This is a genomic window from Paenibacillus salivarius, from assembly GCF_051307165.1.
Classification (GTDB): domain Bacteria; phylum Bacillota; class Bacilli; order Paenibacillales; family Paenibacillaceae; genus Fontibacillus.
In genome coordinates, this window is sequence record NZ_CP195592.1 from 851,006 (window position 1) to 874,931 (window position 23,926).

Annotated in this window: 21 protein-coding genes; 14 read left to right on the forward strand and 7 right to left on the reverse strand. The window is 54.1% G+C overall.

Annotation, left to right across the window (positions count from 1 at the left end):
- The first annotated feature begins 314 nt into the window (after positions 1-314).
- The 8 genes from ACSFXJ_RS03875 (at position 315) to ACSFXJ_RS03910 (ending at position 7,594) form a co-directional block, all read left to right on the forward strand.
- Positions 315-1,325, forward strand: coding sequence for an amidase domain-containing protein (locus ACSFXJ_RS03875; protein WP_435923914.1), 1,011 nt, complete (start codon positions 315-317; stop codon positions 1,323-1,325).
- 35 nt (positions 1,326-1,360) lie between these two features.
- On the forward strand, positions 1,361-2,455 hold the full coding sequence (locus tag ACSFXJ_RS03880) for a D-alanine--D-alanine ligase (RefSeq protein WP_435923916.1): 1,095 nt from the start codon (positions 1,361-1,363) through the stop codon (positions 2,453-2,455).
- Between the two features lie 32 nt (positions 2,456-2,487).
- Positions 2,488-2,811 carry a hypothetical protein gene (locus ACSFXJ_RS03885; protein ID WP_435923917.1) on the forward strand — a complete coding sequence of 108 codons (324 nt, stop codon included), beginning with the start codon at positions 2,488-2,490 and terminating at the stop codon, positions 2,809-2,811.
- Complete coding sequence (gene uvsE, locus ACSFXJ_RS03890) at positions 2,808-3,809, forward strand: UV DNA damage repair endonuclease UvsE (protein WP_435923918.1); 1,002 nt, start codon at positions 2,808-2,810, stop codon at positions 3,807-3,809. Before ACSFXJ_RS03885 ends, uvsE begins: the two co-directional genes overlap by 4 nt.
- Positions 3,810-3,902: 93 nt before the next feature.
- The gene (gene fabI / locus ACSFXJ_RS03895; RefSeq protein ID WP_435923919.1) at positions 3,903-4,673 is read left to right on the forward strand and encodes an enoyl-ACP reductase FabI; all 771 of its coding nucleotides are present in this window, start codon (positions 3,903-3,905) and stop codon (positions 4,671-4,673) included.
- A 318-nt stretch (positions 4,674-4,991) separates the two neighbouring features.
- Positions 4,992-5,861 carry an inositol monophosphatase family protein gene (locus ACSFXJ_RS03900; RefSeq protein ID WP_435923920.1) on the forward strand — a complete coding sequence of 290 codons (870 nt, stop codon included), beginning with the start codon at positions 4,992-4,994 and terminating at the stop codon, positions 5,859-5,861.
- 61 nt (positions 5,862-5,922) lie between these two features.
- The gene (locus ACSFXJ_RS03905) at positions 5,923-6,183 is read left to right on the forward strand and encodes a hypothetical protein (RefSeq protein WP_435923921.1); all 261 of its coding nucleotides are present in this window, start codon (positions 5,923-5,925) and stop codon (positions 6,181-6,183) included.
- 94 nt (positions 6,184-6,277) lie between these two features.
- The gene (locus ACSFXJ_RS03910; protein ID WP_435923922.1) at positions 6,278-7,594 is read left to right on the forward strand and encodes a stalk domain-containing protein; all 1,317 of its coding nucleotides are present in this window, start codon (positions 6,278-6,280) and stop codon (positions 7,592-7,594) included.
- A gap of 69 nt (positions 7,595-7,663) precedes the next feature.
- Here ACSFXJ_RS03910 and ACSFXJ_RS03915 read toward each other — a convergent pair whose 3' ends face one another.
- Complete coding sequence (locus ACSFXJ_RS03915) at positions 7,664-8,461, reverse strand: class I SAM-dependent methyltransferase (RefSeq protein WP_435923923.1); 798 nt, start codon at positions 8,459-8,461, stop codon at positions 7,664-7,666.
- Positions 8,462-8,786: 325 nt separating this feature from the next.
- On the opposite strand from ACSFXJ_RS03915, the gene ACSFXJ_RS03920 reads away from it, so the two are divergent.
- Entirely contained in the window at positions 8,787-11,033 is a 2,247-nt protein-coding gene (locus ACSFXJ_RS03920) for a sulfatase-like hydrolase/transferase (RefSeq protein WP_435923924.1), read from the forward strand.
- A 42-nt stretch (positions 11,034-11,075) separates the two neighbouring features.
- On the forward strand, positions 11,076-12,077 hold the full coding sequence (locus tag ACSFXJ_RS03925) for an aliphatic sulfonate ABC transporter substrate-binding protein (RefSeq protein WP_435923925.1): 1,002 nt from the start codon (positions 11,076-11,078) through the stop codon (positions 12,075-12,077).
- Between the two features lie 192 nt (positions 12,078-12,269).
- On the opposite strand, the gene ACSFXJ_RS03930 is transcribed toward ACSFXJ_RS03925, so the two are convergent.
- The 4 genes from ACSFXJ_RS03930 to ACSFXJ_RS03945 all read right to left on the reverse strand — a co-directional run bounded on the left by ACSFXJ_RS03930 (position 12,270) and on the right by ACSFXJ_RS03945 (position 15,579).
- A complete protein-coding gene (locus ACSFXJ_RS03930; RefSeq protein ID WP_435923927.1) occupies positions 12,270-12,647 on the reverse strand; it encodes a winged helix-turn-helix transcriptional regulator in 378 nt (125 codons plus the stop codon).
- A gap of 30 nt (positions 12,648-12,677) precedes the next feature.
- Complete coding sequence (locus ACSFXJ_RS03935; protein ID WP_435923928.1) at positions 12,678-13,709, reverse strand: zinc-binding alcohol dehydrogenase family protein; 1,032 nt, start codon at positions 13,707-13,709, stop codon at positions 12,678-12,680.
- Between the two features lie 237 nt (positions 13,710-13,946).
- Entirely contained in the window at positions 13,947-14,771 is an 825-nt protein-coding gene (locus ACSFXJ_RS03940; protein ID WP_435923929.1) for an ABC transporter permease, read from the reverse strand.
- 40 nt (positions 14,772-14,811) lie between these two features.
- A complete protein-coding gene (locus ACSFXJ_RS03945; RefSeq protein WP_435923931.1) occupies positions 14,812-15,579 on the reverse strand; it encodes an ABC transporter ATP-binding protein in 768 nt (255 codons plus the stop codon).
- Positions 15,580-15,979: 400 nt separating this feature from the next.
- Here ACSFXJ_RS03945 and ACSFXJ_RS03950 point away from each other — a divergent pair, with 400 nt between their 5' ends.
- Positions 15,980-16,885, forward strand: coding sequence for a TauD/TfdA dioxygenase family protein (locus ACSFXJ_RS03950; RefSeq protein WP_435923933.1), 906 nt, complete (start codon positions 15,980-15,982; stop codon positions 16,883-16,885).
- A gap of 62 nt (positions 16,886-16,947) precedes the next feature.
- The gene (locus ACSFXJ_RS03955) at positions 16,948-17,865 is read left to right on the forward strand and encodes a formylglycine-generating enzyme family protein (protein ID WP_435923936.1); all 918 of its coding nucleotides are present in this window, start codon (positions 16,948-16,950) and stop codon (positions 17,863-17,865) included.
- A 1,407-nt stretch (positions 17,866-19,272) separates the two neighbouring features.
- Here ACSFXJ_RS03955 and ACSFXJ_RS03960 read toward each other — a convergent pair.
- Positions 19,273-20,586 (reverse strand): glutamate-1-semialdehyde 2,1-aminomutase, encoded by a 1,314-nt coding sequence (locus ACSFXJ_RS03960; RefSeq protein WP_435923937.1) that lies wholly within the window; start codon positions 20,584-20,586, stop codon positions 19,273-19,275.
- Between the two features lie 47 nt (positions 20,587-20,633).
- On the reverse strand, positions 20,634-21,722 hold the full coding sequence (locus ACSFXJ_RS03965) for an LCP family protein (RefSeq protein WP_435923939.1): 1,089 nt from the start codon (positions 21,720-21,722) through the stop codon (positions 20,634-20,636).
- Between the two features lie 145 nt (positions 21,723-21,867).
- On the opposite strand from ACSFXJ_RS03965, the gene bcp reads away from it, so the two are divergent.
- Positions 21,868-22,344, forward strand: coding sequence for a thioredoxin-dependent thiol peroxidase (gene bcp / locus ACSFXJ_RS03970; RefSeq protein WP_435923941.1), 477 nt, complete (start codon positions 21,868-21,870; stop codon positions 22,342-22,344).
- Between the two features lie 89 nt (positions 22,345-22,433).
- Positions 22,434-23,831: a polysaccharide deacetylase family protein gene (locus ACSFXJ_RS03975; RefSeq protein WP_435923942.1), complete on the forward strand. Its 1,398-nt coding sequence runs from the start codon at positions 22,434-22,436 to the stop codon at positions 23,829-23,831.
- Positions 23,832-23,926 lie beyond the last annotated feature (95 nt).

A 23,926-nucleotide genomic window follows, 5' to 3' on the forward strand; every position in this document is an offset into this window, starting at 1 on the left:
ATTTAGTATACCGTCCGTCCGACGGGGAGTAAAGAACTTTTTGTTCCTATTTTGCTGGCCTTTGCAGGAAATTGCCGATCGTCTTCCACGCATTTCCGACCGCGCTTACCAGAGCTTACTTGGTGCATAATCATTACAACACTGCCGGCATTTTTCGGCCCTTTCTCTGCAACTACACGCCACTTACTCGGCTTTCTGCGGCAGTAACTCGGCGCATTGACGGTATATACTCGGCACATACTCGGCCATGCCGGTTCATATACATTCTTAAAGTTGAATAACCTCTTTAATAGTGGGTAAAAGGAGGTCATCGCATGGCGGAGGATTGGAAGAAAACGTTATCCCTCTACGTGAATCAGCATAACCAGGATGAAGTCGATTACCGGGCAAGGACGGACCATTCGATCATTGCCGATCTGGATTATTTAATGCGACGCGGAGAACGGAAGCGGCATCTCGAGGAATGGTACAAAGACCGCGGCGCCATACCGGTCCGGAGCGAAACGCGCGCGCGTCTATTGCGGGAAATCGAGAATCGAGAAGGGGAAATGGAAGTAGAGCTGTTACTGGCTCAAAAAATGGACTATGAAAAAGGAGGGGCCCGCCATCAGGAGGAGCGCATTCTTAAGCAGCGTCTGACCCTTCAGCGCGATGGGGAAGGCTGGGCCGTTACCCGCGTCGTCGAACCGGTGCCGGAGCGCAGCGCTCCCGCGCTTTCACATGCCGGTCCGGAACATGGACAGTCCGGCGGCAGACGAGGCAGCACCGCTTCCAGGCCGTTTTTAAACCGCGAAGTGCTCGGCGGATACGGCCTCCGCAGCACGCCGTACAGACGGGAAGACGCCGTGCTTTATGCGGATCGGTGGTGGAATAGTTTCAATCCAGAATTCACCGCGTTTGAAGTCGATTGCACCAACTATATCTCCCAGTGCCTCTTTGCAGGCGGAGCCCCAATAAACTATACTGGAACAAGAGAATCGGGCTGGTGGTACAAGGGATACGTCGGCGGCCGGGAAGCCTGGAGCTACAGCTGGTCGGTCGCAAACGCCCTCGAGCGTTTCTTGACGAACAGCGATTCGGGACTGCGGGCGGATCTGGTGAGCAAACCGGAGCAGCTGCAGCTCGGAGATGTTATCATTTACGACTGGGACGGAAACGGGGCTTACCAGCACAGTACGATCGTGACCGCGTTCGACGCGGGCGGGATGCCTTTAGTGAACGCGCACACCGTGCCAAGCAAGCATAGATTCTGGGATTACCGGGATTCTTATGCCTGGACCGGGAATACGGTATATCGTTTTTTCCATATTTCGGACCGGTTCTGAGCTTATTTCACAATTATCGAAAAGAGGATGCACACATGGGACAGGAAAAGTTGACTGTTGGGCTGATTTACGGCGGAAAGTCGGGAGAGCATGAAGTTTCGCTGCAGACGGCCTTTGCGGTTTCAAAAGCGTTTGATTACGCAAAATATGAATTGCTTCCTTTTTATATTACAAAACAGGGAGAATGGAGAGTCGGAGAGAAGTTGACCGGGCCCTTCGACTCGCTGGACCGGCTTCAGCTGAATGACGGGGCGGGCGAAACGTCGGCGGCGATCAGCCTGCTTTTCAGCGGGCTTGCCTCCGGCGAGCCGGCGATCGATGTCGCATTCCCGCTGCTGCACGGAACCAACGGAGAAGACGGAACCATCCAGGGCTTGTTCGAAATGGCCAACCTGCCCTATGTCGGGGCGGGCGTTTTGGCCTCGGCGGCGGGAATGGACAAGGTCATCATGAAAAAGCTGTTTGCGGAAGCGGGGCTTGAGCAGTGCAAATACTGCTTCTTCACCGCGGCGGAATGGGAGCATAACAGCCATGTTTTGCTGCAGGGCATCGAAGAAAAGCTCGGCTATCCGTGCTTCGTCAAACCGGCCAATCTGGGATCCAGCGTCGGGATCTCCAAAGCGAAAACGCGCGAGGAACTGCTCCAGTCGATTGCGCTCGCGTTCCGCTATGACGTGAAGGTGATCGTCGAGGAGTTCGTCGATGCCCGCGAGGTGGAAGTCGGCGTACTCGGCAACGACGAGCCTTTGGCGTCCGTTCCCGGGGAAATCGTGTCCTCGGGCGAATACTACGATTATCAGGCTAAATATTTGGACGGGAAGTCGCAAATGCTGATTCCGGCACCTTTGGATACCGAGCTGGCCGATCGCGTCCGCGACCTTGCGGTAAAAGCGTTCAAAGCGATTGCGGGCAGCGGCCTGTGCCGGGCCGACTTTTTCGTCAAGAAGAATGACGGCACGATTTGGATTAACGAAGTAAACACGATGCCGGGCTTTACGCCGTTCAGCATGTATCCGCTGCTCTGGCGCGAAACGGGCGTGTCCTACGAGGCGCTGCTTGACCGGCTGATCGAACTTGCGCTGGAACGTTACGAAACGCGGCAAAATCTGAACTTCGAAAACGGGATTTAACAAACGAAAGGCCCGGAAAGGAAGGATCGACGATGGGTTTTCAAACGGAATTCAATTCGGTGTGCAAATTTAAAAGCGAACAGGAACTGTACGATCTTTTGGAGTATGGCCGGGGAAAAATGCGGAAGACCGGTTTGCGCATTTTTCCGACAGGGCAGAAGGTGATAGCCTATACGCCGGATAATAAGGCCGTCGCCATCGTTAAAATTACGGCTTGCGTGGCCGAGATCAACTTTAATGGAGAGGAAGTAACCGCGGTCGAGCTGGACCTTGTCCGCAAGCTGACCGAGGAGGAGTCCGCCGTCCAGACGGCGCTCGCCTACGAAATGTTTTTCGGGGAAGCCGGATCCAAGTGATCGTCAGATTCGGTTACGTGGCGATGTCCACCGTCGTCAAAAACGCATCTCCTTCGCGGACGATGACCTACAAAACCTTCAGCAGCCTGACGGATCGCGATGCGGCCGTACGGCGGCTGGAATCGATTGCCGCGGAAAATCTGCACAATACGCTGCGGCTGCTGCGGCATAACACAGCCCACGATATACGGGTGTACCGTTTTTCGTCAAAGCTGATTCCGCTTGCGACTCACGAAGCTCTAAAGGATTGGAATCCTTTTGGCGCTTTGCGGGAGCCGTTTGCCGAAATCGGGGATTTTGTGAAGCGTAACGGCTTGCGAGTATCTTTTCATCCGGATCATTTTACGGTATTCAGCACGCCGCGTCCGGAAGTGCTTCGCAATTCGGTGCGCGATTTGGAGTATCACGTGGATATGTTTGAAGCGATGGGCTTGGACGGCAGAGCGAAAAACAATATTCATGTTGGCGGCGCATACGGAGACAAGCCTTCGGCCGCGGAGCGTTTCAAAACGCAAGTCGCCGCGCTTCCGGACCGTCTGAAACGGCACCTGACTCTGGAGAACGACGATAAAACGTTCAACGCTCCGGAAACGCTGGCCGTTTGCGAAGCGCTTGGTTTGCCGATGGTGTTGGATCTCCATCACCAATGGGTCAACAATGAAGGCGAGGATGCGGCGGATCTCTGGCCGCGCGTGCTCCAAACCTGGACCAGCCCTCTGGCCCAGGCGGATTCCCCGCCGGACGACCCCCTTCCGCCGAAAATTCACGCCTCGAGCCCGAAGAGCGAGCGGGACCCCCGCGGTCATGCCGATCATGTGCTGGCAGGTCCTCTGCTTGATTTCTTGCGGAAGATTGCAGGGGTCACGGACCGGGTCGACGTGATGCTGGAAGCGAAGCTGAAGGACGGAGCGCTGTTCGCGCTTATGGAAGACTTGGACCGCTTTCAAGGGGATGGCGTAGAAATGTTGGATGGAGCCACCATCCGTGTCCAGTCTTGATTCCATGCGGCTCCTGCCCTTGAATTTTTTGGAGAAATAAGGTAAGTTGAACGAAAAGGAACCGGCTTCAAAATGAGGAGGAGGCTTTTATTCATGGGAGATTTGCTGGCTGGAAAAAACATTATCGTCATGGGGGTTGCCAATGACCGCAGCATCGCTTGGGCGATTGCCCAAAGCCTTGCGGCGCAAGGCGCGCGTCTCGCGTTTACATATGAAAGCGAGCGCGTGGAAGGACGGGTGCGCAAGTTGGCGGAAACTATTCCGAATTCGCTCCTGGTCCCTTGCAACGTAACCGTCGATGAGGAAATCGACAAGCTGGCGGACACGCTCCGCTCGGAATTCGGCGTACTGCATGGCCTGGTTCACAGCATCGCTTTCGCGAAAGCGGAAGACCTGGCCGGAGAGTTCCTGGACACCTCGCGCGAAGGCTTCGCGCTGGCCCACGATATCAGCGCCTATTCGCTCGTTGCGGTGTCGCAGCGTCTGGCCCCGCTGATGACGGAGGGCGGAAGCATTATGACGATGACATACATGGGCTCGGAACGCGTGATGCGCAACTATAACGTCATGGGCGTGGCGAAGGCGGCGCTCGAGTCGTCCGTCCGCTATTTGGCGAACGATCTGGGTCCAAAGAATATTCGGGTTAACGCGATTTCCGCCGGTCCGATCCGGACGCTTGCCGCCAAGGGAATCAGCGATTTCAACTCGATTCTGAAGCAGGTTGAGGAGAAGGCGCCGCTGCGGAGAACGACGGAGACGGCGGAAGTCGGGGACACCGCCATGTTCCTGCTGAGTCACTTGTCGCGCGGGATTACGGGCGAAGTGATTTACGTGGATGGCGGATACAACATTGTAGGGGCTTAACCGGCCCTAAGAAGCTGGAGAAGTTCGTTCCCGGTGACGCTTTCGTTAAGGCGCGCCGGGTTACGGACTTTTTTGCAAGGTAAATAGGAAACGGAAGCTATATAGGATGAGTCTAAGAATTAAGATGTTGGCAAGGGAGCAAAATGATTCCGAAGAAACGGGAGTGTTCGCCTTTGTGATCGGATTTCAACCTCTTATGATTTTATATAATCAAGAAATTTGGGAGCAACAGCGATCGTAGGAACATTTTGCGTACTTGCCCTTACATCAAGATTCTATAGAGCATCGTTATATAGCTTAGAAAATGAAGAAAGTAGTGTGAAAGCATTGGAATCCAAACCTAGTATTCCTTATGTTGTAGGCAGCAAAAGCCCGCTTGCGGTCGCGATCAACTGCGGCGCGAAAGCAGGGGAATGGATCAAGAGCCGGCTCGGCCAGGTGAAGGATTTGAATACGAAGGTTTCGCCGCAGGATTTGGTGACCGAAGTGGACAAGGGCGCGGAACAAATGATCCGCAAGCTGATTTTGACCCATTTTCCGGATCACGAAATTCTAGGGGAAGAAGGGGTCGCTCCGGGGGCGGCGGCATGTGCCGCGGCCGTTGAAGAGGCCAGGGACGCGGAATATTTATGGATTATCGATCCCATTGACGGGACAACCAACTTTGTGCATGGATTTCCTTTTTTCTGCGTGTCCATTGCCCTGGCATACAAGGGGGAAGTCATTATCGGGGTTATCTATGATCCGATGCGGGATGAAATGTTCGTTGCCGAGAAGGGAAAGGGCGCATACATGCACGGCAATCCTACCCATGTATCGGCTGAAAGTACCCTTGACGAAAGTGTTATAGCCGTCGGTTTCAATCCGGACCGCGAGGTGGCCGGTGCCATCAATCTGAAAGGCATCTCTGCCTTGGCTGGACAAACCCGCAGCTTGCGGGCGGGCGGATCGGCCGCCCTCCATCTCGCCTATGTGGCCGCCGGACGGCTCAGCGGTTATTACGAAGTGAACCTGAATGCTTGGGATACCGCGGCTGGCGTGCTTCTCGTGACGGAGTCGGGCGGAATAGTGACGGACACCGCTGGCAAACCTTATGACATCGGAGTCCGGAACCTGATCGCCAGCAACGGCAAAATCCAGGATCAGCTGCTTGAGGCGATCCGGGAGGCAGACGCGACAGGGAACTGATGTTCAGGAAACGGATCCTCCGCAGTAAGAAATCTTCATATCCGAAAGGGAGTGTCGACTTATGAGCGATAACAAGGAACTCGAAAGAGAGCTTGCCGAGTTACTGACGGACCAGGAGTTTAGCAGCGAGGAAGAACGCCGGGAAGAGGAACGCAGACGCTTGTCCCCCAAATATGAAATCAGGATTCAGACCAATCTGGATCCGATCGTGGAAGAGACTCGGAAGTATCGCGGCATGGCGAAGGAAATTGACGGGCGTTATGATGAATATTTAAAAAGGGCGGAGCAGGCGGACACGCCTAAAGATAGGGAAGAATCATAAGAATTATAATATCCCTGAATCCGGATTATTCGCCCGCGCTTGAAAACCGGCCCCGAGCCTTCGGGGCGCATTTTTATTTTGGGAGAGTGAATTTATGAACAACAGTACAACCAAATACGCAAGCAAGACGCTGCTGACCGGGATGCTGGCGGCTTCGCTTTTGCTCGGCGGCGGCACGGCGGTGCTCGCGGAATTGCCGCAAAACGCGCAAAACGCGGAAAGCGCGGTGCCGGGAAGTTCGGTGCAAGCAGCGCAGCAAACGGCGGCTAGCCAATTCATCGTGGCGCTGGGCGATTCCATTACCGCGGGGTATGAGCCGGGCATGACCGAAACATCCGTACCTTACGGTTACGTGGACCGTTTGAAGGAGCAAGCGTTATTTCATGGCCGGGCCGAGGTGACCAATTACGGGATTCTCGGATTGACGACCAGCGGTCTGCTGAATTACGTGACGGCCATTAAAGAAGGCAAGGCGGTCACTCCGGATCAGATTCAGGAAGGGCTCGGCGATCCGCGTCTCGCCGGATTTGCATCCGGTACGGCTGCCGCAAAATCCAGCCTGGAGCAGGCGGACGTGATCACGATTACGATCGGCGGGAATGATGTGTCGAAGCTGATCACGGAAGCCAAGGGTTCGGCATCCGCGGACGATCTTAAATCGAAGGCAAGCGAGCTGCTCACCGCATATCGGACGAATATGCAGCAGGTGCTGACCCTTCTGACGGAAATCAATCCGAATGCGCAAATCGTACTCGCGGACCAGTACCAGCCGGTGCCTAAGCTGGCCGGGGCGGCGCTGTACGATGAACTAGCAAAAGTATCCGCAAGTTTCACGGCGGGCGTGGATGAGCTTGCAGGCCAATTTGCCGCGGAAGGCAAAAAGGTAAAAGTGGCGCACGTAGCCGAAGCCTTTGTCGGACAGGAGTTGTCGCTGACGCATATTTTCAAGGAAGATGTGCATCCGAACCAGGCCGGGTATGAAGCGATCGCCAAGATCATGGCCGAGAATATTTGGGGAAGCTACCAGGTGACGGCGGCCAAATCCGGCAAGGCGCCGATTTCGGTGGTCGTGAAAGGCAAGGAACTTTCGACTCCATACCAACCGGTCGTCAAAAACGGCCAAACCTTCGTTGCCCTTAAAGACATTACGGATGCCATCGGCGGCCAATCCGAGTGGAATTCGAAAGCCGGTACGGCAACGATTACGTATAGCGGAAGGAAAGTGGTCATCCCGGTCGGCGCCAAACAAATCACGGCTGACGGCGTGAAGATGGATACGGCGACGCCGGCCTTTTTGCACAAAATCGGAAAAGAACAGAAAACCTATGTCCCGCTGGCCGTCCTGGTAAAAGGTCTCGGACTTGACGTACAATACAGCGGTAAAATGAAGACGGTCTTTATAAATTTATAATCGATAACCACGAGGGCACGGCGGTTCCGCAAAGGGCGGAGCGGCCGTGCCTTTCTTTGTTCGCGGTGCTTAACCGACCGGGGATGATTTAGGCTTAACCGCCACGACACGTAGCCGGACGTAATCCGCATACCAGTGGCCGTCCCGGAACAGATCACCCCTCGCGGATTTCACCGTTTTGAGCAGGATGTTCTTTTTTTCAGGCTCATCAAAATCCTTCAAGTACGAGCCGGCGGCAAACCCGTTCAGCCAATGGATCAGTCCTTCATCATCGTCACCGAGACTGGTCGGGCGGTCAAAGTGTGCCGCATGCACGACCCGGAACCCCTTCTCCTCAAGCAAGGCGCAATACTCTCCGAGAGCGGGAAAATACCAAGGATTCAGCGGCCCGGCATCCACGCCGTAATCCCGCTCCAGCACGAAGGCAAGGCTGCGGATGATCGCCGCCACATTGCCTTTTCCCCCGAGTTCGGCCACAAATCGGCCGCCGGGCTTCAAGGCGTTCCATACCGAGTCGGCGACGCCGCGGGCATTTCGCATCCAGTGCAGCGCCGCGTTGGAGAAGACGGCGTCGAACGGCTCCTCGGGTTGGAAGCTTTCGGCATTCCCCACGCGGAAATCGAGCCCCGGATATTTGCTCCGTGCTTGCTCAATCATCGGAACGGACAAATCCATCCCGACCGCATCGGCTCCCGAATCGGCAATGACCTTCGTCAAATCTCCGGTACCGCATCCCAAATCAAGAATCCTTTCGCCCGGACGGGCGTTCAGGATCTCAACCAGGCCTTTTCCGTATTCCGCAACAAATCCGAGCTTTTGGTCGTACAACCCCGGTTGCCATTCTTGAACCTCACGCTTTTCTGCCATCCCGATTCCTCCTTGAGCGTTATTCGTGAGTTCATTATGGCGTAAACCGGCTCTGCGTGGAAATATATAAATCGAATTGGATTGATAGGTTTAACCTATACAGGTTAATTACGACTATTTTTATAGGAATAATTAAAAATAGATTGACACCCGCTCTTATCGGCTGTTAATATTCATTCAAACCCATGTTCATCCCGACAAAAAAATAACGTTGATGATTAATCGACTGGTTAACCAGAGATTCAGCGAGCAGGCCCAAGCCTTCCCGTCTGGATCTCTTTTTTTGTTGGCGATCGAGCCAGAAATTGAATAAGGAGTTGGGAACATGTCCAATGAACAATCGTTTCAGGGAGTCATCGCACCGTACTATGAAGACAGCACCCCTTGGTGGCCGGAGAACAAGCGACCGCCGGAAGGGGCGCCTAATGTGGTTTATATCGTCTTGGACGATACGGGTTATTCGCATTTAGGCTGCTACGGATCGGACATTTCCACGCCCAATATCGACAAGCTCGCGGAAGGCGGCCTGCGCTATACCAATTTCCATACGACGGCGATTTGCTCTCCAACACGAACTAGCCTGCTTACGGGAAGAAATCATCATTCGGCGGGGATGGGATTTCTGGCCGACCTGGACAGCGGTTTCCCGAACGCGCGGGGGCGGGTCAGCAAGGAAACGGCGCTGCTGAGCGAAATTTTGCAAGAAGAAGGGTATGCAACGTTTGCGGTAGGAAAGTGGCATTTGCTGCCGTCCAGCGAGAGAACGTTGGCGGGTCCTTTCGATCACTGGCCGCTGTCCAGGGGATTTGAGCGTTATTACGGGTTCCTCGGGGGCGAGACGAATCAGTGGAATCCGGATCTGGTCTCGGGCAACGAGTATATCGATCCGCCGAAGAAACCGGAGGAGGGCTATCATTTAACCGAGGATTTGACCGACAAAGCCATCAAATATGTCCGCGAGCACAAAAGCGCGGCACCGGCAAAACCGTTCTTTCTTTACCTTGCCTACGGCGCGACCCATGCTCCCCATCATGCGCCGAAGGAATTCATCGATAAATATGCCGGCAAGTATGACCGCGGTTGGGATGTCGCACGGGAAGAATGGTTCGGCCGGCAGAAGAAGCTCGGCATCATTCCGCAAAACGCGCAGCTTCCGCCGCGCAATCCGGGCGTAAAGCCATGGGACTCGCTGACGGATACCGAGAAGAAGCTGTTCGCCAGAATGCAGGAAGTGTTCGCCGGTTTTTTGGACCATACGGACTATCATATCGGCCGTTTTCTGGATACTCTCCGCGAGCTCGGGGAGTTCGACAATACGATCATCGTGCTGGTTTCCGACAATGGAGCGAGCCCGGAAGGACAGCAAACCGGCACCTGGAACGAGTATAAAAATTTCAACGGAGCGGCGGAAACGGCGGAGCAGGAAATTATCCATATCGACAAGCTGGGCACTCCGGAGGCGTACAACCATTATCCGGTCGGCTGGGCCCAGGTAGGAAACACGCCGCTAAAATGGTACAAAACCTTTGTTCACGCGGGCGGGGTCAAGGATCCGTTCATCATTTCATACCCGGATCGAATCAAGGATGCCGGAGGGATTCGCAGTCAGTACCATCATGCGATCGATGTCGTTCCTACCGTTCTTGAGCTGGCCGGGATCGAGTCTCCTTCCGAACTGAAAGGCGTCAAACAGAAGCCGATCGAGGGCGTCAGCCTGTCGTACAGCTTTGGGGAGCCGTCGGAGCCGAGCCGCAGAACGACCCAGTATTACGAAATGGTCGGTAACCGTGCGATTTACCATGAAGGGTGGAAAGCCGTTACATACCATATTCCCGGTACTTCGTTCGACGATGATCGCTGGGAGCTCTACCATGTGGAACATGACTTTTCGGAGAATAACGATCTTGCGGATGCGGAGCCGGAGAAGCTCCGGGAGCTGATCGGCATCTGGTGGCAAGAGGCGGAGAAATACGGTGTCCTTCCGCTGGACGGCCGGGGCCTGCTCGGGAAATTCACAGGATCTTCCGGCAAAGACGCGGAAGCAAAAACGGTAACTTACAAGTACTATCCCGCTCCGGGAGGCTTCCACCATTACACGGTTTTAAGCCCGAAGCAAACGCATTCCATTGAAGCGGACCTTGTCCGGACATCGGCGGACCAAGAAGGAGCCATTCTAGCCAGCGGAGGCAAATTCGGCGGATTTGCTCTTTATGTTCAGAATAACCGGCTCATCTACCACTCCAACTACATCGGGGAGCAGCATCACGTGATCGTGTCCGCCGAAGAACTTCCGGTAGGGCGGGTGACGGTCGGATTCGAGTTTAATGCGGAAGACCATTCCGCAAAACTGTACGTCGATCAGCTGCTATCCGGCGAAGGACATATCGCCAAAGTCGGATATATCCCGGGACCGGGCGTTTTTTCGGTCGGAAAAAGCACGCTGACGCCGGTGAACGACAACTATGAGGCACCGTTTGTTTTTACGGGTGAAATCAAAGAGGTTCGGGTCACCCTTCCGCAATTGGTCCGCAATCGGGAAGCCGAGGCGGCTGCGGAATTGGCTGCAGATTGATCGAGTCGGGCTTAACATGCTTAAACGAAAAGGGGTCTGTTTATGAAATCTCGCAAACTAAAAATATCCATCCTGACACTTATATCGGCTTTCTTGCTCATTCTTCAGGGCTGCGGTCTTTCTTCGAACACCGGTACGGAAGGGAAGGCCAGCGCCAAATATACGATCAGCGTTGCCAATATGGGGCTGTCCAACCTGAATGTCATCAAGGAAAAAGGATGGCTGGAAGAAGAGTTTGCCAAGATCGGCGCGGACGTGGAATGGTCGAATCATGCGGCGGGGCCGCCGATTAACGAAGGGTTAGCCTCCAAGCGCATCGATTTGGCCGTGCTGGGGGAAGGGGCGATTTTGTCGGGGATCAACAACAAGCTTGACGTCAAACTGGTCTCGTTGTTATCGAACGGACTGTACGGTGTGAATTATTTGATCGTCCCCGGGAAAAGCGAAATTAAAGACATTGCGGATTTAAAAGGCAAAAAGATCGGGGTCCAGCTGGGCACCTCGCACCATGTGTTTCTACTTAAAGCGCTGCAAACGGCAGGTCTGACCCTGGATGACGTCAAAGCCGTCAATTTGGCTATTACGGACGCCCAACCCGCGTTTCAGACGGGACAGCTCGATGCCTGGGTGACGGCCGATCCGTTTGCCCAAATTGAAATAGGCCAGAACGGCGCGAAGCTGGTCGCTTCCGGCGAATCGTTAAACATCGTGTCCCCGACCTTCTACATCGCCAGGGGGGAATTCGCCAAAGCGCATCCGGAGGCGGTGGAAATCTTTTTGAAGGTGATCGACCGCGCATTGGAACTGGAACAGGAGAATCATGAGGAGTTTATCGAATTGGCGGTAAAAAGCTCCGGGCGCGACCGGGCCTTGGTCGAGACTTTTGCATCGAACGCCAAGTTCGAGAACAATCCGCCTACCGAAGAGATTCTGAATCAGCTGCAAAGCTCGGCGGATATATTGACCGAACTCGGATATTTGACCGACAAGCTGGACGTCAAGCCCAGCGTGGATAATACGTACATTAACAACATCAGGAAGTAATGAAATGGCGCGCCGATTCCCGTGATCGGTGCGCCATTTTAATAGATGCCGTTGCCGGGAGCCGAACGAGCTATTCTATGGCGCTCAGCAGATCGTTCAACGTCTCGGCCATCGAAGGCCTTTGTCGAAGCCGATGATTAACGCATCGAATTTCTCTCTGGAACCGACCATGGTACAACCCTTCCTTCGGTACTAAGTATTTTGTTCGCTAAGCCCGGTACGGTTTCGGTGGGTCTGCTTGTAAACCTCTCCCCAGTCCTTCATGGCGGAGATAATGGGAATCAAGGTTTTGCCGAAATCGGTAAGGGAGTATTCCACCTTGGGGGGAACCTGGTTATAGACTTCGCGGTGGACGACCCCGTCTTCCTCCAGTTCCCTAAGCTGCAAGGTCAGCATGCGCTGCGTAATGGACGGGCATATTCTCCGAAATTCGTTAAAGCGCTTTGGGCCCGACATCAGGTGATAAAGCAGCACGCCTTTCCATTTGCCGCCGATGACGTCCAGCGTGAACTCTACCGGACAAGCTTCGTCGTTGGGGCAAAACCCGTATCCACTCTTTCGGTCTCTCATGGTTTTTTGCTCCTCCGTTCAGGTTACTTGTCAAAAGCCTTCCAAAACCACCTTTCCGACCGTCCGGCCCGTTTCCAGCATGGCGTGCGCTTTGCGCAGGTTCGCCGCATTGATCGGCGCCAGCGTTTCGGCCGTGGTCGTACGAAGCACGCCTTCATCCACAAGACGGGCGATTTCGTTCAGCAGTCTGTGCTGCTCGATCATGTCCGGGGTTTGATACGTGGACCGGGTAAACATCAGCTCCCATACGAACGTAACGCTTTTGTTCTTCAGCAAGGTCAGGTTCAGCAATTCATCCGTTTCGACGATGGAGCATATTTTGCCTTGCGGGGCGATGACCTCGGCCATATTCGTCCAGTGTGTTTCGGTACTGTTTAAGCATAACACATAGTCCGCTTGGTCGAAGCCGGCCGCCTTCAACTGCGGTAAGAACGCTTCGAAATGGTTAATGACGTGATCGGCGCCATGTTTTTTCGCCCACTCGGCCGATTCGGGCCGGGAGGCCGTGCCGATTACCGTCAGGCCGGAGTATTTGGCCAATTGCGTTGCGATCGATCCGACACCGCCCGCGGCTCCGATGATCAAAATGGTTTTGCCGTCGTTGGCTGCAGGGTCCTGGGATATTCCCAACCGGTCGTACAAGCTTTCCCAAGCCGTAATCGACGTTAACGGCAATGCCGCCGCTTGCGCAAAACCAAGCGTGGCCGGTTTCGTTCCTACGATCCGTTCGTCCACGAGATGGAACTCGCTGTTCCCCCCTGGACGAGCTATGCTGCCTGCATAGAAGACTTCGTCCCCGGGACGGAACAACGTGCAATCCGGACCGACCTGCTCGACCACGCCGGCTACGTCCCAGCCCAGGATCTTGGGCTCGCGTTCCTCACGGTTTTTCGGTGAGCGAACTTTGTAATCCACCGGATTCACGGAGATCGCTTTAACGTTTACCAGTAAATCCTTGCCCGTCGGCACCTGTTTGTCGACCTCCAGGTCGAGCAAGCTTTCAGGGTCCTCCACCGGCAAATATTTATATAGACCTACGGCTCTCATTTTCTCTTTCGACATGGTTCTTCTCTCCTTTGATTGTAGATATGGTTTTGGTTGATATCGGAAGTATAATTTATATGTTTCGACTTTAATAGTACGCACATTCGTGTTATGTAGTATCAATTTGTATACTATTGGCGCCAAATGCCCGTTCACGCTAGATCATAGACAAAATAAAACGGACGCCCTCAAGCCTTTCGCTTGAGCTGCGTCCAAATGAAACGGGATTTCTATCTACTACTTCCGACCCGACCGTTAAGCTTTATAGCTGTCCTGCCATTTCAGCAGCCGCTCCTCCAGCACGCGGACCAAAGAATCCGAGAGCTTGCCGGCCAGAGCGAAGATGATGATTCCGACGAAAACGACATCGGTTTTCATAAATGAGCGGGCGTCCTGAATCATATAGCCGATGCCTTTCTCCGCCCCCAGCAGCTCCGCGGCAACAAGGCACATCCATGCCACGCTCAAGGAGAGCCGGATTCCGAGCAAAATGTTGGGAAGCGCGGAGGGAATCATCAGCTTGGTGATCTGCTGCAAACGCGTGAACTCCATAATCCGGGCGACCTCAAACAGCTTGTTGTCGATATTCCGGACGCCGAGAAAAGCCTGCAAATACAGCGGGAAGAACGCTCCCAGCGAGATGAGCAAAATTTTGGACAGCTCCCCGAATCCGAACCAGAGAATGAACAGGGGGGTGATGGCGAGCAGCGGAATGGTGCGGATCATTTGAAAAGTCGGGTTGATATACTGCTCGGACTTGCGGTTCATCCCGACGACAATGCCGAACGCCAGACCCAGCCCTCCCCCGAGCAGAAATCCGAGCAGGGCGCGGACCAGGCTGATCTCCAAGTGCTCCCACAGCTTTCCGCTGGAGATCAGCTCGATCGCCTGAGCGAAAATGAGGGAAGGGGAGGAGAACAGCAGGGCGGGCAAAACGTGAAGCCTGGTGAGTGCCTCCCAGCCCGCGAGTACAACGATAGGCAGGAAGAGGGCACGAAATACGACGAGCCCGCGGGCGTCGAGTCTCCTTTTCCGTTTAGCGGAAATTTCTTTCTTTTTTGCAAGGGTGATGGTCGTCATGAAGCGGCTCCTCTCATTATCGTATCGATAAGTTGGCAAATTAAATGCTGAAATCTTCCGGCTCGGCCGGTTTATGCTCCAAGTGCTCCAAAATGACGGATCGGAATTCCTGAAACGCCTTGCTCGTCCGCAAGCGGGGATAGGGCAGGTCGATCGGCACCACGGCTTTGATCCTTCCCGGTTTGGCATCCATCACGACGACTTTGGAGGACAGAAAGACGGATTCGTCAATGTCATGAGTGACGAGCACCATGGTCGTTTTGTTGGTCTCCCAGATTTGATGCAGCGCCTCCTGCAAATGGGCCCGCGTAAACGCGTCAAGCGCGCCGAAGGGCTCATCCAGCAGCAGCACTTTCGGGTTGCGCAGCAAGGCCCGGGCAATGGCCACCCGCTGCGACATGCCTCCCGACAATTGGCGCGGATAGGCTTTCTCGAAGCCCTTTAAGTTGACGAGCCCGATCAGATCATCGACCTTGGCACGCACCTCGGGGTTGCGCAGGGACAGGTTGCCCGCGATGTTCTTTTCCACCGTAAGCCAGGGAAACAGCCGGTGCTCCTGAAAAATAAAGCCCCTGTCGATGGAGGGGCCGTGGATTTCCCGGTCTCCTACGGCAATGTTGCCGAGATAATCAGGATCCAGCCCGGCAATCAGCTTTAGCAGCGTGCTTTTGCCGCAACCGCTAGGCCCGATCACGCTGACGAATTCGCCTTCCTGAACCGAGAGATTCAATTGGTCCAAGACATGGATTCCTCCTTGATCGCTTTGAAACGTTTTGCTGACCTGTTGAATTTCCAGTGCGGCTACCATATCGTTTTCATCCTTTCCGAAATGTAATGGAACACAAAAAAAGGAGACTCGGCAAAGCGGCCGAATATCGCCGTCCTTTTGCCGAATCTCCAGTTTGACCAGTCGATCCGATGTTGCGTGGTTTAGAATTGTTATTAATTTATCACTTCTTAATTCCGGAAGCAATACTAAATACCAACTAATTTCATCGGTATAATAAAAATAATGCTTGACATCCATTTTTCCTCCCTGCTAAGATACGGTTCAAAGAATAGTCACATGTTGCAGGATCGACTGCATAAGCAGAGATTTGGCGCGGAGCCCGCACTAGCGGATAGATAAGCTCCCGCCGGATCTCTTTTTTTATGCCCCGAGCAGGTGCTTGTGATTATCCTATCATCCAAATTTGGGAGGAATGACGATGACGACCGAACAACAAATCAAAGTAAAGCCGGTGGCTGGACGGATCGGAGCGGAGATTGAAGGCGTGAAGCTTGGCGCGAATTTGGAACCGGAGCTGCTTGAAGAAATCAAACGGGCGCTGCATGAACATAAAGTGATTTTTTTCCGGGGGCAAACCCATTTGGATGATGCGGAACAAGAGGCGTTTGCACGCCAACTGGGAGAATTGTACGCCCATCCGACCGTTCCGGTAAAAAATAATACGAACTCGATTCTGGAGCTCGACTCCCATACGGGAGCCCGGGCTAACCAATGGCATACGGACGTAACCTTCGTGCCGGAGGTTCCGAAATATTCCGTGCTCCGCGGGGTGACGATTCCGGAAGTAGGCGGGGATACGATTTGGGCCAACACGAATACCGCCTATGAGGATTTGCCGGAAGGCCTGAAGCGATTGGCCGACGCAAGCTGGGGCATCCACTCCAACGAGTTTGATTACGCCAAGCTGACGGCGGGCAAATTGCCCGGCGCCGACGACGAACAGGTTCAAAAATTCCGCAGTTCCTTCGCCTCCATCGTTTTCAAAACCAAGCATCCCGTCGTTCATGTCCACGAGGAAACCGGGAAGAAGCATTTGCTGCTCGGCAACTTTGCGCAAAGACTGTCCGGACACTCTTCGTGGGAATCCGAATCGCTGATCGGCACCTTCCAGTCCTATGTGACGCGTCCTGAAAACACTGTCCGTTGGCAATGGAGCGAGGGCGATGTGGCGATCTGGGATAACCTGGCCACGCAGCACTATGCGGTGGATGATTATACCGAGCATCGGGTCGTGCGCCGCGTGACTGTCGGTAAAAGCGTGCCTAAAAACCTGGAGGGCGAATCCAGCGAGCTCCTTTCATCGCCGACTCCTTCTCAGGCGTGAACGAGATAAAGATGCAGTCCGATCAAGTTAAATCTTGCTGTGCGGCGGGAAGAAGCGTATTGATGATCCGAACGAAAAGCGCCGGCTCCATTGATATCAGGCAAGGGGAAGAGGAAAGCGGTAGTGATTCCTTTGCAGGGATGGCATACATCCCCGCCGGCGAATTTCTGCTCGGTTCGGGTGATGAGGAAAGCTGGGAGTCGGACGGGGAGAAGGTCAGGCTGAGGGTAAGGGTAGAATCGTTTTACTTGGACAAATATGCGGTGACGAATGCGCAGTTTCATGCTTTTGCAGAGGCTACGGGTTATGAAACCGAAGCCGAGAAATATGGCTGGTCGTTCGTGTTCCATTTGTTGGCCGGTGATGTTGCCAAGGAGGATATTGTCGGAGTACCCGAAAATACGCCTTGGTGGTACGGCGTTCGGGGAGCCGATTGGAGGCATCCGGAAGGAAAAGACTCGGGCATCTCGGGCAGGCTTGACCACCCGGTCGTCCATGTCTCCTGGAACGATGCCTTGGCCTATGCCAGGTGGGCGGGGAAACGCCTGCCGACCGAGGCGGAGTGGGAATATGCCGCCGCGGGCGGCGTCACGGACCGGAAATATCCGTGGGGCAGCGAGCTTCACCAGGACGGAAAGCATCACTGCAACATTTGGCAGGGCGAGTTTCCGCATCTCAATACCGCCGAAGACGGATATATCGGAACCGCGCCGGTCGATCGTTACGAGCCCAATGCGTTCGGACTGTACAACATGGCGGGGAACGTTTGGGAGTGGAGTTCCGACGCTTATGATGACCGGCAGGGGAATCTCGGGCTCGATTCCGAGTCGCAGCAGCTCAAACTGATCAAGGGCGGTTCGTACCTGTGTCATCGCTCATACTGCAACCGGTACCGCCTATCCGCCCGGACATATAACTCCGCCGACAGTTCCACGGGGCACATGGGATTTCGATGCGCAAAGAGCCTTCCCCCTGAGTAGGGGAAGGCTCTTTGCTTGTTTGTGTTGTATACGACCGGCGGCTAAGGAAACGTGTGGAGGCTATTGCGGCTAAGGCTCGCGTGTGCCCAGGTCGGTCCGTGCGCCCGGCCGGTTAACGGAACAGAGGGCCCTTATTTGGCCCCAAAGAGCCCTTTTGAAATTCTAACGGAACCAGAGAACACAATTTGGGTTAAAAAGCCCCCGAAGGGCTCATTTTAGTTAAATAGCGTTACTAAGTTCCGTTAGATTCTGAAAAGGGCACAAAAATGCCAAATAAGACTTCACAGTTCCGTTAGCGAGGGGAGAGGCCGTGTAACCAGTCGGCTAACGGAACAGAGGGCCCTTATTTGGCCCCAAAGAGCCCTTTTGAAATTCTAACGGAACCAGGGAACGCTATATGGGTTAAAAAGGGACCCGAAGGGCTCATTTTAGTTAAATAGCGTTACACCGTTTCCTTAGATTCCGAAAAGGGCTCAAAAATGCCAAATAAGACCATACAGTTTCTTTAGCGAGGGGAGGACCCATGTGCCCGAAACGTCTAACGGAACAGAGCGACCTTATTTGGACAAAAAGAGCCCTTTTGAATTTCTAAGGAAACTAGAGAACGCTATTTGGGTTAAAAAGGGACCCGAAGGGCTCATTTTAGTTAAATAGCGTTACACCGTTTCCTTAGATTCCGAAAAGGGCTCAAAAATGCCAAATAAGACTTCACAGTTCCGTTAGCGAAGGAAGGGCCTGAGTGCCGAACCGGCTAACGGAACAGAGCGACCTTATTTGGACAAAAAGAGCCCTTTTGAATTTCTAAGGAAACTAGAGAACGCTATTTGGGTTAAAAAGGGACCCGAAGGGCTCATTTTAGTAAAATAGCGTTACACTGTTTCCTTAGATTCCGAAAAGGGCTCAAAAATGCCAAATAAGACCATACAGTTTCTTTAGCGAGGGGGTGACCCGAGTGCCCGGTCGGCTAACGGAACAGGGCGACCTTATTTGGACAAAAAGAGCCCTTTTGTAATTCTAACGGAACCAGAGAACGCTATTTGGGTTAAAAAGGGACCCGAAGGGCTCATTTTAGTAAAATAGCGTTACTATGTTTCCTTAGATTCCGAAAAGGGCTCAAAAATGCCAAATAAGACCATACAGTTTCTTTAGCGAGGGGATGACCCGAGTGCCCGGCCGGCTAACGGAACAGAGGGACCTTATTTGGACAAAAAGAGCCCTTTTGAATTTCTAAGGAAACTAGAGAACACTATTTGGGTTAAAAAGCCCCCGAAGGGCTTGTTTTTGCGAAATAGCGTTACACCGTTTCCTTAGATTCCAAAAAGGGCTCAATAATGCAAAATAAGACTACACAGTTTCGTTAGCGAAGGGAGGGCAAGTGCACCTTTCCTTAGATCGCGGCCAGTCGGATTACTTGCCGCTAATCTCCTTGAACGCCGCGTCCGCCGCTTCCAGCGTGAAGTCGATGTCGGCATCGGTGTGCGCCGTCGTCAGGAACCACGCCTCGTACTTGGACGGTGCCAGGTTGACGCCCCGGTTCAGCATGGCGCGGAAGAAGGCGGCGAACGCTTCGCCGTCCGTATCCTGCGCTTCGTCGTAATTCGTGACCGGATGGTCGCAGAAATGGGTCGAGAACGACCCGCGAATCCGGTTGATCGTGAGCGGCACGCCATAACGGGCGGCCGATTCGGCCAAGCCGCCGGTCAGCTTGACCGCCAGGCGCTCCATTTCCTCATAAACGCCGTCGCCTTGAAGCACCTCCAGGCAGGCGATGCCGGCGGAAATGGACGCCGGGTTGCCGGCCATCGTCCCCGCCTGATAGGCCGGGCCGAGCGGAGCGACCTGCTCCATGATCTCCTTGCTGCCGCCGTAAGCCCCGATCGGCAGGCCGCCGCCGATGATTTTGCCGAGGGCGGTCAGGTCCGGCTTGATCAGGTCGTGGTTGGCCAGACCCGCATAGGTTTGCGTCGAGCCGTAATGGAAGCGGAAGGCGGTAATGACCTCGTCGTAAATGACGAGGGCGCCGTAATACCGCGCCAGCCGGCAAACTTCCTCGAGGAAGCCCGGCTGCGGCATCACCATGCCGAAATTGCCGACGATCGGCTCGACCATGACGGCGGCCACGTCGTCGCCCCAGGTTTCCAGCGCATCGCCAAGCGCATCCGCGTCGTTGAACGGTACGGTAATGACCTCGTGGGCGATGCTTGTCGGGATGCCGGCGCTGTCCGGAATGCCGAGCGTGGATGGGCCGGAGCCCGCGGCCACCAGCACAAGGTCGGAATGGCCGTGATAACAGCCGGCGAATTTGATGATCTTATTCCGTTTCGTATAGGCACGCGCCACGCGGATCGTCGTCATGACGGCTTCCGTGCCGGAATTGACGAAGCGGACCTTGTCCATCGACGGGATCGCTTCTTTCAGCATCGTGGCCAGCCGGATCTCCAGCTCGGTCGGCGTACCGTACAGCGTGCCGTTGGCCGCCGCTTCCTGAATCGCCTTGGTCACATGCGGATGCGCATGGCCCGTAATGATCGGCCCGTAGGCGGCCAAATAGTCGACGTAACGGTTCCCGTCCACGTCCCAAAAGTACGCGCCTTCGGCCTTTTTCATAAAGACGGGCGCCCCGCCGCCAACCGCTTTAAAAGAGCGGGAAGGGCTGTTGACGCCGCCGACAATGTGTTTTAAAGCTTCTTCGTACAGAAGCTCGGATTGTTTTCGATTCATTCGTGTTTCGTCCTTTCGGGTTAGGTTCTGCGGCTCCCGACCGGCCCTTATGGACCGGTGGAAGTCGTTTGTCCGCTCTCGTTGTTCGCTGAACCGCTCGCCGATTCGTCCGCCGTGCCCGCCGACGTTCCGGTAGATCCGTCTTCCGTCGCCGCGCCGTCGTCCCCGGTATTTTCCGTTCCCGTCCGGGTGAATACTTCCTGCACGTATTCCTTAAGCTCCTCTTCGTTGCGAACCCCAAGGACATCCGAACCGCCGATTTTTTTCTCCACCAGCAGTTCCATCGGAGGGATTTGTTCGCTGGAGCCCATGTTGCTGGAATAGCCCACCGTGGCAAGCTTCCACATGTCCTCGATTGTCAAATTTGTGTCAATATAAGGATTCACCTTCTCCAAAATCGTCGGCAGTTTCATAATGGAGGTAGTCGAAATCAACTTGTCGGCGACCGCCTTCAGGAAATTGCGCTGACGCTCCGTCCGCGTGAAATCGCTCATGGCGTCATGCCGGAACCGTACATATTGCAGGGCCGTGTTGCCGTCCAGATGCTGCTGCCCCTTTTTCAAATCGATATCGTACTCGTGGTTGTCCGCTTTACTGGTGTAATGCATGTCTTTTTCCACGTAAAAATCAACTCCGCCAACCGCGTCGACCAATTCGATAAACCCTTGGAAGTCCGTGTAGACGTAATATTGAATCGGGATGCCGAGCAGATCGGACACCGCCTTCATCGCCGTGTTCGGCCCGTGCGTAATCGCCGTGTTAATCCGGTCGGATCCGTGTTCCGGAATTTCGGTGTACGTATCGCGCATAATGGAGAACAGGTCGATTTTTTTCGCTACCGGATCGAGAGAAGCGACCAGCATCGTATCGGAGCGGGGGATTTCCCCTTTTTTCAGGCCCCGGGCATCGACGCCCATCAGCAGAATGTTGACGCGCTCGGTACCTTCCCACTTCGGAGGTTCGGGGACTTTGGTTTCCGTCGGCTGGACATTATAAAAAGGAGAATCTTCGCCCGTTTTTTGAAAATTGTCCACTTGATTGTAGATGGCGATAAAATAATAGGCGACAAGTGCGGCGGCAATAACCAGCACTCCAATGACCGACCACAGAATCGCCCGTTTTGTGCGTTTCGTCATTTTGTACGTCCTTTCGGTAAAAACGAATGATTTCGCTTCATATATTGTTTGGTCTTCATATCATTACATTATAATTTCTTTTATATTTACAATCAATTTAACATATTCGAAACAATGCAACAGAATGAAGGAGATGGAGAGAAATATGAGTAAAGAGAAACTGATGGCGGTCGGACAACCCGTCCCCGATTTTCGGCTCCCGGCGAGCGGCGGGGGAGAGATCGCGCTGAGCGATTTCCGCGGGCGAAAGGTCGTGATTTATTTTTATCCGAAAAATATGACACCGGCCTGCACGCAGGAAGCTTGCGATTTCCGCGACAGAAGCGGCGAGCTCCAGAAGCTCGGGGCGGTGGTTATCGGCATTAGCGGGGATCCGGTCAAATCCCATGACAAATTCAGGGAGAAGCAGAATCTGCCGTTCCCTTTGCTTTCGGATGAAGACCACGAAGTCTGCCGGATGTTCGGCGTCTGGCAGCTCAAAAAGCTGTACGGCAGGGAATACGAGGGGATCGTGCGCTCCACGTTCCTGATCGATGAGGCCGGAATCCTCGTCAAAGAATGGCGGGGCATCAGAGTGAAGGGACATGCGGATCAAGTCGTGGAGGCCGTCAAGGAAATCTAGAGATATAAAAGAAGTCTATTTCCGTTTCTACCTTCATACAATCTACCAGAAAGCCAAAATAATGATATAAACGGCGGAGGTAGAAATAAATGAGAAGAAGAAATCGGATATCCGGATTGAAAAAGACGTTCATGGTATTCGTTGCGCTAATCGTGCTGGCGGCCGCGGTTTTGGTGTACGGCGAACGGGAGAATGCCGTACCTGCGGTTTCGGCGCGTTCTTTGGCGGAAGCGGCGAAGGGAGCCGAGCCGACGCCCGTCACGAAGATAGAGGCATCCGTTAGCAAAGACCGGATTTCCTCCCCGGGTGCGAAAGATCAGGAAAAGAAGGCAGAGGAAGTCCGGCTGGCGTCTGCCAAGAAGATGCAAGCGGCGGACACGACGAAGACGAAGTTGGAGACGGAAAAGGGGACCCCCGCCCCCAAGCAAGAGAAGATCGTCTACCTGACCTTCGACGACGGTCCGAGCAAACTGACGGACGAAGTGTTATCCATCCTGGAGAAAGAGGGAATTAAAGCCACGTTTTTCGTGCTCGGCGAGCAAGCCCAGAAATATCCGGAAGTCATTCGGCGCATTTCGGAAGCCGGGCATGCCATCGGCAACCATACTTATGATCATGAATACGACGATTTGTACAGCAGCTTCCCCCGTTTTTGGGATCAGATCAAACGGACCGAGGAGATTTTGCGGGAAATCACCGGAGAGCGTCCGTCCATGGTTCGCGCTCCCGGAGGGACCTACGGCCATTTTGATCAAACCTATTTCGATCTGCTCGAGCAGGGCGGTTATAAAGTGTTCGACTGGAATGTGGACAGCGGGGATTCGAAGCGAAAAGGGGTTCCGGCTGCCGAAATCGTCAAAAATGCCACTGCGGAGAAGCTCGCGAATGAGATGATCGTTCTTCTGCATGACGGTACCGGGCATGAAGGATCGGTCAAAGCGCTGCCGGAAATCATCCGTTTTTACAAGAAACACGGCTATGCTTTCAAGTCGCTATCCCCGGAGCAAAAGCCGGTGACATTCAGCCTGGCCGACCCGGCCAAGGGCAAAAAGAAACTGTCGCCGTCCGCCGAATGGATCGAAACGCACGTTACGCCGAATGCGGCGCTGTTCGGTCCGGGGGAGCCGTTGTTTGTGGAAGCGGGAGGGGTAGAAACGAAGCTTGACGCCGGCGAATACAGGCTTATCGAAGGACAGTACATGGTGCCTTTGCGTTCGACATTGGAAAGGCTCGGCGCTAGGGTGGCTTGGGACGGAGAGAGCCGGACCGCGCTCATCCATTGGGGAGACGTCCGGGTAGCCGCCGATCCTCGTAGGGGAACTTTAGCCTCGAAAGCGGCGGGGAAACCCGAAACGGTCAGACAGGCGCATTTTTACACGCAAAACGGAGCCCTATGGGTATCGCTGCGAAGCTTGCTGGAGTCGACGGGGCATTCTATCGTTTCCTTTGATATGGGAGAAGAACGGCAAACCATCAAGGCGCAATGAGCTTGACCGGCAGGGATATCCGCTTCCCGTAATTCTCGTAAGCAAACAGGTCTATGAATGGTCTTTTTTGGGGAAACTGGTTGATAGATTTGTTG